The organism is Streptomyces sp. CNZ301 (assembly GCF_004217425.1).
Genome location: NZ_SHLG01000001.1, coordinates 475,574 through 491,839 on the forward strand (window position 1 = coordinate 475,574; position 16,266 = coordinate 491,839).

Annotated in this window: 12 protein-coding genes; all 12 read right to left on the reverse strand. The window is 70.9% G+C overall.

What is annotated here, in order from left to right:
• Window positions 1–103: 103 nt before the first annotated feature.
• Window positions 104–2,890, reverse strand: coding sequence for a cation-translocating P-type ATPase (locus EV375_RS02080; protein WP_130297921.1), 2,787 nt, complete (start codon window positions 2,888–2,890; stop codon window positions 104–106).
• A 191-nt stretch (window positions 2,891–3,081) separates the two neighbouring features.
• Window positions 3,082–4,293, reverse strand: coding sequence for a methionine adenosyltransferase (gene metK, locus EV375_RS02085; protein ID WP_055487356.1), 1,212 nt, complete (start codon window positions 4,291–4,293; stop codon window positions 3,082–3,084).
• A gap of 291 nt (window positions 4,294–4,584) precedes the next feature.
• Window positions 4,585–5,808: a bifunctional phosphopantothenoylcysteine decarboxylase/phosphopantothenate--cysteine ligase CoaBC gene (gene coaBC / locus EV375_RS02090; protein WP_207227967.1), complete on the reverse strand. Its 1,224-nt coding sequence runs from the start codon at window positions 5,806–5,808 to the stop codon at window positions 4,585–4,587.
• Window positions 5,809–5,973: 165 nt separating this feature from the next.
• Window positions 5,974–6,249, reverse strand: coding sequence for a DNA-directed RNA polymerase subunit omega (rpoZ, locus tag EV375_RS02095; protein ID WP_055487354.1), 276 nt, complete (start codon window positions 6,247–6,249; stop codon window positions 5,974–5,976).
• A gap of 46 nt (window positions 6,250–6,295) precedes the next feature.
• Complete coding sequence (gmk, locus tag EV375_RS02100; protein WP_130297923.1) at window positions 6,296–6,892, reverse strand: guanylate kinase; 597 nt, start codon at window positions 6,890–6,892, stop codon at window positions 6,296–6,298.
• A gap of 81 nt (window positions 6,893–6,973) precedes the next feature.
• Window positions 6,974–7,297 carry an integration host factor, actinobacterial type gene (mihF, locus tag EV375_RS02105; protein ID WP_028431629.1) on the reverse strand — a complete coding sequence of 108 codons (324 nt, stop codon included), beginning with the start codon at window positions 7,295–7,297 and terminating at the stop codon, window positions 6,974–6,976.
• Window positions 7,298–7,700: 403 nt separating this feature from the next.
• Window positions 7,701–8,606 (reverse strand): orotidine-5'-phosphate decarboxylase, encoded by a 906-nt coding sequence (gene pyrF / locus EV375_RS02110; RefSeq protein WP_130297924.1) that lies wholly within the window; start codon window positions 8,604–8,606, stop codon window positions 7,701–7,703.
• Window positions 8,603–9,733, reverse strand: a complete 1,131-nt coding sequence (locus EV375_RS02115; RefSeq protein WP_130297925.1) for a quinone-dependent dihydroorotate dehydrogenase — start codon at window positions 9,731–9,733, stop codon at window positions 8,603–8,605. Before EV375_RS02115 ends, pyrF begins: the two co-directional genes overlap by 4 nt.
• Before the next feature lie 91 nt (window positions 9,734–9,824).
• Window positions 9,825–13,139, reverse strand: coding sequence for a carbamoyl-phosphate synthase large subunit (carB, locus tag EV375_RS02120; RefSeq protein WP_130297926.1), 3,315 nt, complete (start codon window positions 13,137–13,139; stop codon window positions 9,825–9,827).
• On the reverse strand, window positions 13,132–14,337 hold the full coding sequence (carA, locus tag EV375_RS02125) for a glutamine-hydrolyzing carbamoyl-phosphate synthase small subunit (protein WP_130301542.1): 1,206 nt from the start codon (window positions 14,335–14,337) through the stop codon (window positions 13,132–13,134). The genes carB and carA overlap by 8 nt, the downstream gene beginning before the upstream one ends.
• On the reverse strand, window positions 14,337–14,960 hold the full coding sequence (locus EV375_RS02130; protein ID WP_130297927.1) for a PH-like domain-containing protein: 624 nt from the start codon (window positions 14,958–14,960) through the stop codon (window positions 14,337–14,339). The genes carA and EV375_RS02130 overlap by 1 nt, the downstream gene beginning before the upstream one ends.
• Window positions 14,957–16,264 (reverse strand): dihydroorotase, encoded by a 1,308-nt coding sequence (locus tag EV375_RS02135; protein ID WP_130297928.1) that lies wholly within the window; start codon window positions 16,262–16,264, stop codon window positions 14,957–14,959. The genes EV375_RS02130 and EV375_RS02135 overlap by 4 nt, the downstream gene beginning before the upstream one ends.
• Window positions 16,265–16,266: the final 2 nt, after the last annotated feature.

Consider the following 16,266-nt stretch of genomic DNA (forward strand, 5'->3'; position numbering starts at 1 on the left):
CAGTCATAGCAGACGGCTCGGACAGCGACGGGGGCCGCGGGGCGCGGGAGCCGGGAGGCCGGTCAGGAGTCCTCCTGCTGCCTGCGAACGTGCCGACCGGACTTCACGCCGGCCGGGCGGAGCCGCCGGGCGGAGCCGTCCGGTCGCGTGTCCGTTCGCGCCGCCGGATCAGGTACCGCCGCAGTTCGTCCGCTCCCCACACGACGAGCGGGTAGGGCAGCAGAAGCAGAAGGGTGCTCGCGGGGAGCGCGGCCGTCCCCAGCAGGGCCTGGAAGGGGGGCGCGTAGACGAAGACCGCGGCGAGCAGGAGTGCCCCCGCGATGCCCGCCAGGAGCGGCCGGTTGGACAGCACGCCGACGGAGCGCAGCGAGGCGTGCTGGGTACGGACGGCGAACGCGGTGCCGACCTGACCGGCGATCATGCCGAGCAACGTCATGGTGGTGGCCTGCTGGTAGGCGTGGTGCAGCGGCGTGCCGGGTCCCGTGGGGTCGCCGGGATGCCACCCGGCCTGCACGAGGACGTAGAAGAAGCCCGCCATCTGGAGGGCGGCCACCAGCACGCCGAGGAAGAGCCATGCCCGCAGCAGCATGGGGGTGCGGATGACTCCTTCGGAGCGGGGACGCGGGGGACGCCGCATGAGACCGGGTTCGGCCTTCTCCCGGCTGAGGGCCAGGGCGGGCAGGGTCTCGGTTCCGACGTCGAAGGCGAGCAGCTGCAGGATCGTCAGCGGCAGCGGCACGAGTCCCCCGGCGAGAGCGTAGACCAGGAACGGGACCACGTCGGGAGTGGAGTGGGTGAAGATGTAGACGATGAACTTCCGGACGTTGTCGTAGATGCGGCGCCCGTCCCGCACCGCCTCCACGATCGAGGCGAAGTTGTCGTCCGTGAGGACCATCGTGGACGCTTCGCGTGCCACGTCGGTCCCGGAGCGTCCCATCGCCACGCCGATGTCCGCGCGGTGCAGCGCGGGGGCGTCGTTGACTCCGTCGCCCGTCATGGCCACCACGTGACCCTGGCTCTGCAGAGCGTCGGCGATGTGCAGCTTCGCCTCCGGGGATGCCCTGGCGAAGATGATCTCCGGTTCGCTGCTCGTCAGTTCGGCGATCTGGTGCTCGTGCAGGCGGTCCAGTTCCTCGCCGGTCACCACGCGGGGACGGTCACCGGTGATGCCGACACGGCGGGCGACCGCCGCAGCGGTCAGCGGGTGGTCGCCGGTGATGACGATGATGCGGATGCCGGCCGTACGGCATGCGGCGACGGCATCGGCGACCTCGGCGCGCGGCGGGTCCAGCAGGGCCATGAGGGCGACGAAGCACAGGTCGTACTCGGCGTCGTCCCGCCGGTGCGGGGCCGGACGCCCGGCCGGCAGGGTGCGTCGGGCCAGGGCCAGGACGCGCAGACCGTCCGAGGCGAAGGCATCGGCCTGCCCGGTGATGCGGCTGCGGCCGGCGTCGTCCAGCGCGGTGGGGGCGCCGCGCTCGTCCAGCATCGACGTGCAGTGCGGCACGACCGCTTCGGGAGCGCCCTTGGTGTGCACCACGATGTCGCCGTCGCACTGGTCGATCGTCGACATCAGCTTCAGTTCGGGGTCGAAGTGGAACTGCCACCGGCGGCCGGCCTCCCGCCGGTCCGCGTCCGTGTCGGCGCCCAGCGCCCGTGCCCCGAGCAGCAGGGCGACCTCGGTGGGGTCGCCGGTGGGCCCGTCGTCCTGCCGGAAGCCGGCGTTGTTGCATGCGGCGGCGATGCGGGCCGCGGCGCGGAGGTCCGGTCCGTCCCGGCGGGGGCTCTCGCCCGCTCCGGGCTCGGACTCCAGGCCTGTGAGGCCCGCCGGCGTCCACACGGCCATGGGACGCATGCGGTTCTCGGTGAGCGTGCCCGTCTTGTCGGTGCAGATGACGTCCGTCGAGCCGAGCGTCTCCACCGCGCTGAGCCGTTTGACCAGCGCACCACGGGCGGCCAGCGCCCGCACGGCGAGTGCCAGGGCGAGGGTGATCACGGGCAGCAGTCCCTCGGGGACCATGCCTGCCAGCAGTCCCGCCGCGAAGATCACGGAGTTGGTCAGCGACAGGTGCGCGCCGAAGACCACGAGGGGGACGAATGCCAGCGCCAGCACCACCGATACCGCCGCGATCAGCCACGCCACCCGCCGTACCTGGCGCTCCAGCGGGCTCGCTTCCTGCTTGACGCGCTGGGAGAGCGCCGCGATACGGCCCAGTTCGGTCGTCATCCCGGTGGCGAACACGACTCCGTGTGCTTCGCCCCCGGTGCAGTTGGTGCCGCTGAGGACCAGATCGTGAGCCTGCAGCACGGGCACCTGCGTGTCCATGAGGGCGGCAGAGCGCAGCTCGGGGACGGACTCCCCCGTCAGCGCGGACATGTCCGTCTCGATCGCACCCGCCAGCAGCCGCACATCCGCCGCGATGCGGTCGCCCTCCTCGATCACGACGACGTCGCCCGGCACCAGTTCGACCGCGTCGACCTCCACCCGCTCGCCGTCGCGCTGGACCTTGGCGCGCTGCGGCAGGTACCGGGAGAGCGCCTCCACCGCCCGCTGGGCCTGCAGCTCCTGCACGAAGGCGAAGGCGGCGTTCAGCAGGATGATCAGCACCACCGCCGCGGCCACCACATTGGAGCCCACGGCCAGCAGGAGAGCGGCCGCCAGCCACAGCAGCAGGGCCAGCGGGTGGGTGAGCTGGCGGGCCAGCTCTCTCGGCCACCGCCGGCCGCGGGCACGTCGCAGCTCGTTGGGCCCGTACTGGTGCAGCCGCCGCCGGGCCTCGGCACTCGAGAGCCCTCGCCGGGAGCTGTGCAGATCGCGCAGCAGCAGCTCCGCCGCCTCTTCCGGGTCCACTCCGGGTGGGCGCAGCCAGGTCTCGTGCCGACTTTTCACCGCACGAGGGTATCGGCCGAAATGTGAACAAACCGGCACTCGGCACTGGTGAGGTGAGGCCGTCGCACGCCGTCACCGGGTCGGCTGAGGACCGGGGGCCGGCACCCCGGAGAGCCGCGGACACACGACGAGGCCCGGCCGCCCCGTGAAGGGCGGCCGGGCCCGTGAGTCCGTATGCGCGAGCGGGCCGGTTACAGCCCGGCGGCCTTGCGCAGCGCGTCGACGCGGTCGGTGCGCTCCCAGGTGAAGTCCGGGAGTTCACGGCCGAAGTGGCCGTATGCCGCGGTCTGGGCGTAGATCGGACGCAGCAGGTCCAGGTCGCGGATGATCGCGGCCGGGCGGAGGTCGAAGACCTCGCCGATCGCCTGCTCGATCTTCTCCACGTCGACGGCCGCGGTGCCGAAGGTCTCGACGAACACGCCCACAGGCTCGGCCTTGCCGATCGCGTAGGCGACCTGGACCTCGCAGCGGGTGGCGAGTTCGGCTGCCACGACGTTCTTGGCGACCCAGCGCATCGCGTACGCGGCCGACCGGTCGACCTTGGAGGGGTCCTTGCCGGAGAAGGCACCGCCACCGTGGCGGGCCATGCCGCCGTAGGTGTCGACGATGATCTTGCGGCCGGTCAGGCCGGCGTCGCCCATCGGGCCGCCGATCTCGAAGCGGCCGGTGGGGTTGACCAGCAGCCGGTACCCGCTGGTGTCGAGCTTCACGCCGTCCTCGTCGACGAGGCGCTTGAGCTCCGGCTCCACGACGTACTCGCGGATGTCCGGGGCGAGCAGCGAGTCGAGATCGATGTCCGCAGCGTGCTGCGAGGAGACCACGACGGTGTCGAGACGGACGGCCTTGTCGCCCTCGTACTCGATGGTGACCTGCGTCTTGCCGTCAGGGCGCAGGTAGGGGATCGTGCCGTTCTTCCGGACGTCGGAGAGGCGCTCGGAGAGCCGGTGCGCCAGCTGCACCGGCAGCGGCATGTACTCGGCGGTCTCGTCGCAGGCGTAGCCGAACATCAGGCCCTGGTCGCCGGCGCCCTGCTTGTCGAGCTCGTCCTCGTCGCCCTCGACTCGGTTCTCGTAGGCGGTGTCGACGCCTTGGGCGATGTCCGGGGACTGCGCGCCGATGGATTCCGAGACGCCGCAGGAGGCACCGTCGAAACCCTTCTTCGAGGAGTCGTAACCGATGTCCAGGATCTTGTTGCGCACCAGCGAGGAGATCGGGGCATAGGCCTTCGTCGTCACCTCACCCGCAACGTGTACCAGGCCGGTGGTGATCAGAGTCTCGACGGCGACCCGCGAGTGCGGGTCTTCCTTGAGCAGCGCGTCGAGGATGGTGTCGCTGATCTGGTCAGCAATCTTGTCAGGGTGACCCTCGGTCACGGATTCCGAGGTGAACAGACGGCGGGACACATCGCTCCCTGGGGTTGCAGCGGCTGCTGGCTATTCATGGGCGGACCGGCCGGGGGCTGTGCACAAGGGCAGGAGCCCAAGCACGGTCCGCCGCCAGTTTATCCATCTACGGCCGCATCCAATCACGTCGTCTCGAACTTCGATACCACGGTGACCTGCGCAACCCTGTCCCGGGTCGCCGCCGAGGCACTCTTGACGCGATGACGGAACAACGGCCACCTCGTGACATACCACACAAGCCCGACCGCACGGAACCGTTGGTTCCGCACTGCTGTCCAGCCACCGTCCGGGTCAGGGAAAACGCAGTGCGACCAGGTCCCAAACCGTGTCGGACAGCACCTCTTTGGGGCCGTACGGAACGGGGGTCTCGCTGCCGTCGGCACCGAGCACCACGGCCTCGTTGTCCTCGGCCCCGAAAGTCCTGTGCTCCCCCACCTCGTTGACGACGAGGAGGTCGCACCGTTTGCGTGCGAGCTTGGTCCGGCCGTTGGCGAGGGCGTCCTCGGTCTCGGCGGCGAAGCCCACGACGATCTGGCCCGCGCGCGGACGGTCCGTGGACAGTTCGGCGAGGATGTCCGGGTTCTGCACGAGGGCGACGGGTTCCGGCTCGGCGCCGCCCTGCTTCTTGATCTTTCCGGCCGCGTAGACGGCGGGCCGGAAGTCCGCGACGGCGGCCGCCATCACGACGGCGTCGGCGTCGCCGGCGGCCTTCACGACCGCGTCGCGCAGCTGGGCGGCCGTCTCCACGGGGACCACGTCCACGCCGGCCGGATCGGGGAGAGCGGTGTTCGCCGCGACCAGCGTGACGCGTGCGCCGCGGGCGGCTGCCGTACGGGCCAGCGCGTAACCCTGCTTCCCCGACGAGCGGTTGCCCAGGAACCGTACGGGGTCGAGCGGCTCGCGCGTACCGCCCGCGCTGATCACCACGTGGCGCCCGGCGAGGTCGGCGGGCACCTCGGCGCTGCCCCGGGTGAGCACGCGGCGGCACAACTCGAAGACGCTCTCAGGATCCGGGAAGCGTCCCTTGCCGGTGTCGGTGCCGGTCAGCCGTCCCACGGCCGGCTCGATGACGAGCGAGCCCCGGCGGCGCAGCGTGGCGACGTTCTCCTGAGTGGCCGGGTGCTCCCACATCTCCGTGTGCATGGCGGGGGCGAAGATCACCGGACATCGCGCGGTGAGAAGGGTGTTGGTGAGCAGGTCGTCCGCGAGGCCGTGGGCGGCCTTGGCGAGGATGTCGGCGGTGGCCGGGGCGACCACCACGAGGTCGGCCGCCTGCCCGATCCGTACGTGGGGGACTTCGTGCACCGAATCCCACACGTCGGTGGCCACCGGCTTGCCGGACAGAGCCGCGAAGGTGGGGGCACCCACGAAGTGCAGCGCCGACTCCGTCGGTACAACCCGTGTGTCGTGACCGCTCTCGGTCAGGCGGCGCAGCAGTTCGCACGCCTTGTAGGCGGCGATGCCGCCGGTGACTCCCAGGACGACCCTGGGCCTGTCCTGCTGGCGCTGCTCCATCGTTCGCCTCTCCCCATGCGGCACCCGTCGCTCGGCGCGGGCCTGTCGGTCGTCAGCGTTTCCGCTCACTCGCCATGACACACCAAGAGCCCGGCAGCCGCGCTGCCGGGCTCTTGCGTGAAGCCGTGTCCGCCGGCTGCCTTCGCACCGCGGACGGGCGGAGTGCTACTGCGTGACCGGCATGTCGACGGCCTCGGAGGTCAGCAGGCCCGCGTTGATCTCGCGGAGAGCGATCGAGAGCGGCTTCTCGTGGACGTGGGTGTCCACCAGGGGGCCCACGTACTCGAGCAGGCCCTCACCGAGCTGCGAGTAGTACGCATTGATCTGACGGGCGCGCTTGGCCGCGTAGATCACCAGGCTGTACTTCGAGTCGGTGGCTTCGAGCAGCTCATCAATCGGCGGGTTGATGATGCCCTCGGGCGTGGAGATGGAAGAGGACACGCTCTGCCTTCCGGAGGGTGTGTGAAGGTCGTAAACAGATCAAGAATCAAGCGATCCGCATCAAGGCTAGCAGCTCGGCGCTGACGTCCTCGACCGAGGTATTGACAAGGGTGGTGTCGAACTCTTCCTCAGCCGCCAGCTCCGTGCGGGCCACCGCGAGACGGCGCTCGATCACCTCAGGGGCCTCGGTGCCGCGGCCGGTCAGGCGGCGCACCAGCTCGTCCCAGCTGGGGGGTGCGAGGAAGACGAGCCGGGCGGAGGGCATCGCCTGCTTCACCAGGCGTGCCCCTTGCAGGTCGATCTCCAGGAGCACGGGCTCGCCGCGCTCCAGGTGCTCCAGTACGGGCCCCCGCGGCGTCCCGTACCGGTTGCCCGCGAATTCGGCCCACTCCAGCAGTTCACCGTTGGCGACCAGCTTGTCGAACTCGTCGTCGCTCACGAAGAAGTACTGCACACCGTGCACCTCGCCGGGGCGCGGTCTGCGCGTGGTCGCGGAGACGGACAGCCAGACCTCGGGATGGACCTTGCGCAGATGCGCGACGACCGTGCTCTTGCCGACGCCCGAAGGGCCGGAGAGCACGGTCAGCCGCGGCGTGCCGACGGGAGGTTCGGGGGTGGCCCCCCGGGGAGCTGCTGAACTCATGCAGCGATTATCCCGGTTCTCGGCGGTGCCTTGCCACCACGGCACCGCGGGCCGGGGCCCACGGTGCCTCACGGGGCGGGGTCAGGCGGACGCGCCGCCGAACTCCCGCTCCAGAGCGGCGATCTGGTTGGAGCCGAGCCCACGCACCCGGCGGCTCTCGGAGATCCCGAGACGCTCCATGATCTGCTTGGCGCGGACCTTGCCGACGCCCGGCAGACTCTCCAGGAGAGCGCTGACCTTCATCTTGCCGATGACGTCGTTCTCCTGGCCCTGTTTGATCACGTCGTGCAGGGTCGCACCGGAGTGCTTCAGCCGGTTCTTGACCTCGGCGCGCTCCCGGCGAGCCGCGGCGGCCTTTTCGAGCGCGGCTGCGCGCTGTTCAGGGGTAAGGGGCGGAAGAGCCACGCCTACGTCACCTCAGTTAGAACTGTCGGAAATGGATTCTGTGAGGAACCTCGTAGCCCCGCACAGGCGGAGCAGCGAGCAACGTGCCTGTTCACGCTGCTCCCGACGGAGACTAGCGGGCGAGCGCGCCTGAGTCAGCGAGAACTGCGGAAAAGTCCTGGTCAGACTCAAGTCGATCGGTGCATAACGAGACAAATCGCTACAGTTTTTTGCCCAACTGCGCGATTTTGTACGGCCGTCGGCGTCACTGCGGGGCATCTCCGCAGGTACGGAGCGGGTGCGGGGCGGTCGCGGAAGCGGAGTCGCGAAGGGGCGCCCGGGGGGTGGTCCGCGCTCTCACGTGCGACCGATCCGTACGGGTTCACGCACGTTCGATCGAGGGGTCACCCTGTACCGGTCGCCTTCACGCGACGGCTCCGGCCATCATGCGCGCCTCGGCTGCGGCGGCCTCGCGCAGTGCTTGCGCCGACGGACCGTGCTTGAGCACCCCCCTGCTGATGCTCGGCAGCACGTTGCCCACCGCGGCGCCGAAGACGCGTGGCAGGTCGGCCGCGGTCGCGCCCTGTGCGCCGATCCCCGGTGCGAGCAGCGGCCCGCCCATGTCGAGGCCGACGCCCTGCCCGCCGGAGAGCGAACCCCCGAGTGTGGCACCGACGACCGCGCCGAAGGAGCCGAGCGGCGTCTCCCCCGCGTTCTCCCGCGCGAGATGGGCGAGAACGGCGGCCGCGACGCTGCGTCCGTCCGCGACGACGGCCTGCTGCACCTCGGCCCCCTCCGGATTGGAGGTCAGAGCCAGCACGAAGAGGCCGCAGCCGGACGCGCGGGCACGCTCGACGGCCGGGCGCAGCGAACCGAAGCCCAGGTACGGGCTCACGGTCAGCGCGTCCGCGAACAGGGGGGAGGCCGGGTCGAGGAAGGCGTCCGCGTAGGCACTCATGGTCGACCCGATGTCCCCGCGTTTGGCGTCCATGACGACGAGCGCGCCCGCGTCGCGTGCCTCGGCGACGGCGCGTTCCAGGACGGCGATTCCGCGGGAGCCGAAGCGTTCGAAGAACGCCGACTGCGGTTTGAGGACCGCGACCCGGTCCGCCAGCGCCTCGACCACGGTGCGGGTGAAGCGTTCGAGGCCGGCGACGTCGTCGCCGAGGCCCCAGTCGGCCAGGAGCGCCGCATGGGGATCGATGCCGACACAGAGCGGGCCCCTGGTGTCCATGGCGCGGCGCAGCCGGGCGCCGAAGGGTTCGCGGCGGACGGTGTCGGCGGGGTTGCCGTTCCCGGGGCCCGCGGCGCCCGGATTCGTGAGGCTCATGCGGCTTCGGCCCTTCTGTTTTCGGCTCCGACGGCTTCGGAGAGCGTCTCGTACGGGCTTGCCGCCAGCCGCTCGGCCAGGCCCTCGTGCAGTTTCCGGGCCCAGCCGGGGCCCTCGTAGACGAAGGCGCTGTACCCCTGCACGAGCGTCGCGCCGGCGAGGATGCGCTGCCACACGTCCTCAGCCGTGGTCACCCCGCCGACGCCGACGAGGGTGACCCGGTCGCCGACCCGTGCGTACAGGCGTCGCAGCACCTCCAGCGAGCGCTCCCGCAGCGGGGCGCCGGAGAGGCCGCCGCTCTCCTGAACGACGGCAGGGTCGCCGGTCAGGCCCAGCCCTTCGCGGGCGACGGTGGTGTTGGTGGCGATGATGCCGTCCAGGCCCAGCTCGACGGCGAGGTCGGCCACGGCGTCGACGTCCTCGTCCGCGAGATCGGGTGCGATCTTGACCAGCAGCGGCACGCGGCGGTCCGGAACGGCCTCGTCGGCCGCCTCCCGCACCGCGCCGAGCAGCGGGCGCAGCGTCCCGGTGGCCTGAAGGGCGCGCAGGCCCGGGGTGTTGGGCGAGGAGACGTTGACCACGAGGTAGTCGGCGTACGCGGCGAGACGCCGCGCGGACGTCACGTAGTCGCCGGCTGCCTCCTCCTCCGGGACGGCCTTGGTCTTGCCGATGTTGACGCCGACCACCGCTGTCCGTCCCGCGGCGCCCCCGCGGCGGCGCACACGGGCGGCGAGCCGCTCGGCGACTGCGGCCGAGCCGTCGTTGTTGAAGCCCATGCGGTTGATCAGGGCGCGGTCCGCCGGCAGCCGGAAGAGCCGCTTGCGCGGATTTCCCGGCTGCGCCTGTCCGGTGACCGTGCCGACCTCGACGTGGTCGAAGCCGAGCATCGCCAGGCCGTCGATGCCCTCGGCGTTCTTGTCGAAACCCGCGGCCAGCCCGAACGGCCCCGGCATGCTGCGCCCTAGAGCCCGCACGCCCAGCTCCCGGCGGCGGGGCGCGAACCTGGCGGCGACCAGGCCGCGCACCACCGGCAGGCGCGCGGCGAGGCGGATCAGCCCGAAGGCCGTCCGGTGGGCCGCTTCGGGGTCCATCCGCGCGAACACGGTCTTGAACAGCAGGGAGTACATGCGGGCCGGGCCTTCGGGTGTGTGTACGGGCAGTGGAGTCGGGAGCGGTCGGGGGCTCCGGGGAGCTCCGGCCGGGAGACGGAGGAACGGTTCAGCCGGAGCGGCGGGCCGCGGTGAGGTGGGCGGCGTGCTCCTGGAGCGACCGGACACCCACCTCGCCGCGTGCCATCGCCTCGATGCCCTGCACCGCCGCCGCCAGTGCCTGGACGGTGGTGAGGCAGGGGACGGCGCGGGCGACTGCGGCGGTGCGGATGTCGTATCCGTCGAGGCGGCCGCCGGTCCCCCACGGAGTGTTGACGATGAGGTCGATCTGGCCGTCGTGGATGAGCTGGACGACCGTGGGCTCGCCGTCCGGGCCGGGACCCTGGATGTGCTTGCGTACGACGGTGGCGTTGATGCCGTTCCGCCTGAGCACCTCGGCGGTGCCGGAGGTCGCCATCAGCTCGAAGCCCATTGCGGCCAGCTCGCGCGCCGGGAAGATCAGCGAACGCTTGTCGCGATTGGCCACCGAGACGAAGGCCCGTCCCTTCGTGGGCAGAGCACCGTACGCGGCGGCCTGCGACTTGGCGTAGGACGTGCCGAAGACGGCGTCGATGCCCATGACTTCGCCGGTGGAACGCATCTCCGGCCCGAGGACGGTGTCCACGCCGCGTCCCTGCACGTCGCGGAAGCGCGTCCAGGGCAGCACCGCCTCCTTCACGGAGATCGGCGCATCCAGCGGCAGGTCCCCGCCGTCGCCGGTGGCGGGCAGCATGCCCTCGGATCGCAGCTGCGCCACGGTGGCGCCGAGGGAGATGCGCGCTGCGGCCTTGGCCAGGGGGACGGCCGTCGCCTTCGAGGTGAAGGGGACGGTACGCGAGGCGCGCGGGTTGGCCTCCAGGACGTAGAGGATGTCGCCGGCCATCGCGAACTGGATGTTGATCAGTCCGCGCACTCCGACGCCGCGCGCGATGGCCTCCGTCGAGGCGCGCAGCCGCTTGATGTCGTGGCCGCCGAGGGTGATGGGCGGCAGGGCGCAGGCGGAGTCGCCGGAGTGGATGCCGGCCTCCTCGATGTGCTCCATGACCCCGCCGAGATAGAGCTCCTCGCCGTCGTAGAGCGCGTCGACGTCGATCTCGATGGCGTCGTCGAGGAACCGGTCGATCAGGACGGGGTGTTCGGAGATCAGTCCGGCATGCCGCTCCAGGTAGGCGGCGAGCGACTCCTCGTCGTAGACGATCTCCATGCCGCGTCCGCCCAGCACGTACGAAGGACGCACCATCACCGGGTAGTTGATGCCGGCGGCGATGTCCTTGGCCTGGCCGAAGGAGTAGGCCGTGCCGTACTTGGGCGCGGGAAGCCCGGCCTCCTCCAGGACCCGGCCGAACGCGCCGCGTTCCTCGGCGAGGTTGATCGCCTCGGGCGGCGTGCCCACGATCGGCACCCCCGCGTCCTTCAGCGCCTGCGCCAGGCCGAGCGGCGTCTGACCGCCGAGCTGCACGATGACGCCCGCGACCGGTCCCGCCTCCTGTTCGGCGTGGACGATCTCCAGTACGTCCTCCAGGGTGAGCGGCTCGAAGTAGAGCCGGTCGGACGTGTCGTAGTCGGTGGAGACGGTCTCGGGGTTGCAGTTGACCATGACGGTCTCGTAGCCCGCCTCGCCCAGGGCGAAGGAGGCGTGGACGCAGGAGTAGTCGAACTCGATGCCCTGGCCGATGCGGTTCGGCCCGGAACCGAGGATGATCACGGCCGGCTTCTCACGCGGCGCGACCTCGCTCTCCTCGTCGTAGGAGGAGTAGAAGTACGGCGTACGGGCGGCGAATTCGGCGGCGCAGGTGTCGACGGTCTTGTACACGGGGCGGATTCCCAGGGCGTGCCGCACCTCGCGCACCACGTCCTCGCGCAGCGACCGCACCTGTGCGATCTGCGCGTCCGAGAAGCCGTACCGCTTGGCCTCGGCCAGCAGTTCGGGGCTCAGCTCCCGTGCCGCGGCGAGCGCTTCGGCGACCTCGTGGATAAGGAAGAGCTGGTCGGTGAACCACGGGTCGATCTTCGTGGCGTCGAAGACCTCCTCCTGGGTGGCCCCGGCACGGATGGCGTCCATGACGGTGTTGACCCGGCCGTCGGTCGGGCGGGCGGCCTTCTCCAGCAGCGCGCTCTTCTCCCCCACCGGGGAGGTGAAGTCGAACTGGCTGCCCTTCTTCTCCAGCGAGCGCAGCGCCTTGTTGAGCGCCTCGGGGAAGTTGCGGCCGATGGCCATCGCTTCGCCGACCGACTTCATCGTGGTGGTGAGGATGTCGTCCGCCGCGGGGAACTTCTCGAAGGCGAACCGCGGGACCTTGACCACCACGTAGTCCAGCGTCGGCTCGAACGAGGCCGGAGTCTGCTCGGTGATGTCGTTGGGGATCTCGTCGAGCGTGTAGCCCACGGCGAGCTTCGCCGCGATCTTGGCGATGGGGAATCCCGTGGCCTTCGATGCGAGGGCGGAGGAGCGGGAGACCCGCGGGTTCATCTCGATCACGACGACGCGGCCGTCGGACGGATCGACCGCGAACTGGATGTTGCAGCCGCCGGTGTCGACGCCGACCTCGCGGATCACGGCGATGCCGATGTCCCGCAGGACCTGGTACTCCCGGTCGGTCAGGGTCATCGCGGGTGCGACGGTGATGGAGTCACCGGTGTGCACGCCCATCGGGTCGAAGTTCTCGATGGAGCAGACGACCACGACGTTGTCGTTCTTGTCGCGCATCAGCTCCAGTTCGTACTCCTTCCACCCGAGGATCGACTCCTCCAGCAGCACCTCGTGCGTCGGGGAGAGCGCGAGCCCCTGGCCGGCGATGCGGCGCAGCTCCTCCTCGTCGTGAGCGAAGCCGGAGCCCGCGCCGCCCATCGTGAACGAGGGCCGTACGACGACTGGGTACCCGCCGAGCCCGTCGACCCCCGCCAGCACCTCCTCCATGGAGTGGCAGATCACGGAGCGGGCGGACTCCCCGTGCCCCGTGCGGGCGCGGACGGCCTCGACGACCTCCTTGAACTGGTCTCGGTCCTCGCCCTTGTTGATGGCCTCGACGTTGGCGCCGATCAGCTCCACGCCGTACTCGGCCAGGGTGCCGGACTCGTGCAGCGAGATCGCCGTGTTCAGGGCCGTCTGGCCGCCGAGCGTCGGCAGCAGCGCGTCCGGGCGCTCCTTCGCGATGATCTTCTCCACGAACTCCGGGGTGATCGGCTCGACGTACGTCGCGTCCGCGATCTCCGGGTCCGTCATGATCGTGGCCGGGTTGGAGTTGACGAGGATCACCCGCAGACCCTCCGACTTCAGCACCCGGCAGGCCTGCGTACCGGAGTAGTCGAACTCGGCCGCCTGGCCGATCACGATCGGGCCGGAGCCGATCACCAGAACGGACTCGATGTCGGTGCGCTTAGGCACGCCGGTCCTCCATGTGCGCCTTGGTGCTGTGCTGTTCGTTTCCGCTGTGCTCGCCGTCCGCCGCACCGCTCATGAGGGCGGTGAAGCGGTCGAAGAGGTACGCGGCGTCGTGCGGACCGGCCGCCGCCTCCGGGTGGTACTGGACGCTGAAGGCGGGCCGGTCCAGAAGCCGCAGCCCCTCGACCACGTCGTCGTTGAGGCAGACGTGGGAGACCTCCGCGCGTCCGTACGGGGTCTCGCTGACGGTGTCCAGCGGTGCGTCGACCGCGAACCCGTGGTTGTGCGCGGTCACTTCGACCTTGCCGGTCGCGCGGTCCTGCACGGGCTGGTTGACGCCGCGGTGGCCATACTTGAGCTTGAAGGTGCCGAAGCCGAGGGCCCGCCCGAGGATCTGGTTGCCGAAGCAGATGCCGAAGAGAGGTGTCCCGCGCTCCAGCACCGCGCGCATCAGCGCCACGGGGTGTCCGGCCGACGCGGGGTCGCCGGGCCCGTTGGAGAAGAACACCCCGTCCGGGCGGACCGCGTAGACGTCCTCGACGCTCGCGTCGGCCGGCAGTACGTGCACCTCTATCCCGCGCTCGGCCATCCGCTGCGGCGTCATGCCCTTGATGCCGAGGTCGACGGCGGCGACGGTGAAGCGCTTGGTGCCGTGCGCGGGCACCACGTACGGCTCCCGCGTGGCCACCTCGCCGCACAGGTCGGCGCCCTTCATCGCGGGCGCGGAGCGCACCCGCTCCAGCAGTGCCGCCCCGTCCGCCGAGGCCGCGTCCCCGGAGAAGATCCCGGCGCGCATCGCGCCGCGCTCACGCAGATGCCGGGTGAGCGCGCGCGTGTCCACGCCGCTGATCCCGACGACGCCCTGTGCGGCGAGCTCCTCGTCGAGGCTGCGCACTGAGCGCCAGTTCGAGGGCCTGCGGGCCGGGTCACGCACGACGTATCCGGCGACCCAGATCCGTGCGGACTCCGGATCCTCGTCGTTGACTCCCGTGTTGCCGATGTGCGGGGCGGTCATCACCACCACCTGACGGTGGTAGGAGGGGTCGGTCAGCGTCTCCTGGTATCCGGTCATGCCGGTGTTGAAGACGGCTTCCCCGAAGGTCTCCCCCACCGCTCCGTACGCGCGTCCGTGGAAGCTGCGGCCGTCCTCCAGCACGAGTACGGCGGAACTCCCGGCTGCCGTCCGGTCGGTGCTCGTCATCATGTGTCCCTCTCCGGGGTTACTGCGGGGTGGTGCCTTCCGGCGACGCCGCTGTCGCCGGACGCGATTGCGCTGATCCGATCCGCCCAGGCCGTGTGCCCGGCGGCGCTGTCGAAGCGGAAGCCGGAGTCGAGGCGGCGGTCGCCGAGCTGCCAGGTGATGACCAGCAGGCCCCCTTCGGTGAGGACCTTGCCCGCGATGCCCTTGTCGAGGCGGGCGCCGCACAACTGCCCGGCCGGGATGAAGAAGTCCCGCGCCCCGGGCCGTACGACGTGGACGCCCTGCGCCGTCAGCGCGAGCTCGACGCGGCTGCGCGTGCCCAGGCCGTGGGCGACGATGCGATCCAGCCACTGCCCGGCGGTGGTGGAACCGTGGTAGCGGCCGGCTGCATGAAGCAGCGTCCCGCCGGTCTCCTCAGGAGCGGGTGGCGACTCGGGCTCCGGCAGGTCGCCCTGGAGAGTGCCGCGCCACTTCCAGCCCTGCCGCATCAGCCAGTACAGCAGCGCCACGAAGAGTGCCAGCCCGACGACCCAGCCGATGCGGGCCGCCCAGTCCGTGACCTCCTGCGACTTGGGTTCGGCCGCCAGCCCGGCGGCCAGCGAAGCGAGAGGTTGTGCGATCACGCCAGTTTCCCGTCGACGAGTGTTGCCCGTCCCCGCAGCCAGGTGTGCGTCACGCGTCCCGGCAGTTCCCGGCCCGCATAGGGGGTGTTGCGGCTCCGGGAGGCGAAGCCCGCGGGGTCCACCGCTCCACGGTAGTCCGGGTCGATGAGCAGCAGGTTCGCGGGTTCTCCGGCGGCGACGGGACGGCCCTGGCCACTCAGGCGGCCGATCGCGGCCGGGCGGTGCGACATCCGTTCGGCGATGCCCGCCCAGTCCAGCAGGCCGGTCTCCACCATCGTGTGCTGGAGCACGGACAGCGCCGTCTCCAGGCCGAGCATCCCCATGGCGGCCGCGCCCCACTCGCAGTCCTTGTCCTCGTGCGGGTGGGGGGCGTGGTCGGTGGCGACGCAGTCGATGGTGCCGTCTGCGAGCGCCTCACGCAGCGCGCGCACGTCGGTCTCGGTGCGCAGCGGCGGGTTGACCTTGTAGACGGGGTCGTAGGAGCGCACCAGTTCGTCGGTGAGCAGCAGGTGGTGCGGGGTGACCTCGGCGGTGACCTTCCAGCCCTTGGACTTGGCCCAGCGCACCAGCTCGACCGAGCCGGCCGTGGAGAGGTGGCAGATGTGCAGGCGCGACCCGACGTGGGCGGCGAGCAGCACGTCCCTCGCGATGACCGACTCCTCGGCGACGGCGGGCCAGCCGCCCAGGCCGAGTTCGGCGGAGACGGTGCCCTCGTTCATCTGCGCGTCCTCCGTGAGCCGCGGCTCCTGCGCGTGCTGGGCGACGACGCCGTCGAACGCCTTCACGTACTCCAGCGCCCGCCGCATGATCACAGCGTCGTCGACACACTTGCCGTCGTCGGAGAAGACCCGCACGCCCGCCGCGGAGTCGTGCATGGCTCCGAGCTCGGCGAGCTTCTTGCCCTCCAGGCCGACGGTGACCGCGCCGACGGGCTGCACGTCGCAGTACCCGGATTCGCGCCCCAGGCGCCACACCTGCTCGACGACGCCGGCGGTGTCGGCGACCGGGAAGGTGTTGGCCATGGCATGCACGGCGGTGTAACCGCCCTTGGCGGCGGCCCTGGTGCCGGTGTGCACGGTCTCGGAGTCCTCGCGGCCCGGTTCGCGCAGATGTGTGTGCAGATCGACGAGGCCCGGCAGCAGAATCCGGCCCCCGGCGTCGATCACGTCCGCGCCACCGGCGTCGAGTCCGCTGCCGGTCTCTGCGATCTTCTCCCCGTCGATCAGGACGTCCTGGGGCTCACCGCCGAGTACGCGGGCGCCGCGGAGAAGCGTGCGGGCGGTGGTGCCGTTCTTGCCTGCCATGG

Bases quoted from the DNA above. Each gene is read 5' to 3' on its own strand.
- EV375_RS02115 (WP_130297925.1), bottom strand. From the start codon at position 9,733: ATGTACTCCCTGCTGTTCAAGACCGTGTTCGCGCGGATGGACCCCGAA.
- pyrF (WP_130297924.1), bottom strand. From the start codon at position 8,606: ATGAGCCTCACGAATCCGGGCGCCGCGGGCCCCGGGAACGGCAACCCC.
- coaBC (WP_207227967.1), bottom strand. From the start codon at position 5,808: ATGGAGCAGCGCCAGCAGGACAGGCCCAGGGTCGTCCTGGGAGTCACC.
- gmk (WP_130297923.1), bottom strand. From the start codon at position 6,892: ATGAGTTCAGCAGCTCCCCGGGGGGCCACCCCCGAACCTCCCGTCGGC.
- EV375_RS02135 (WP_130297928.1), bottom strand. From the start codon at position 16,264: ATGGCAGGCAAGAACGGCACCACCGCCCGCACGCTTCTCCGCGGCGCC.
- carA (WP_130301542.1), bottom strand. From the start codon at position 14,337: ATGACGAGCACCGACCGGACGGCAGCCGGGAGTTCCGCCGTACTCGTG.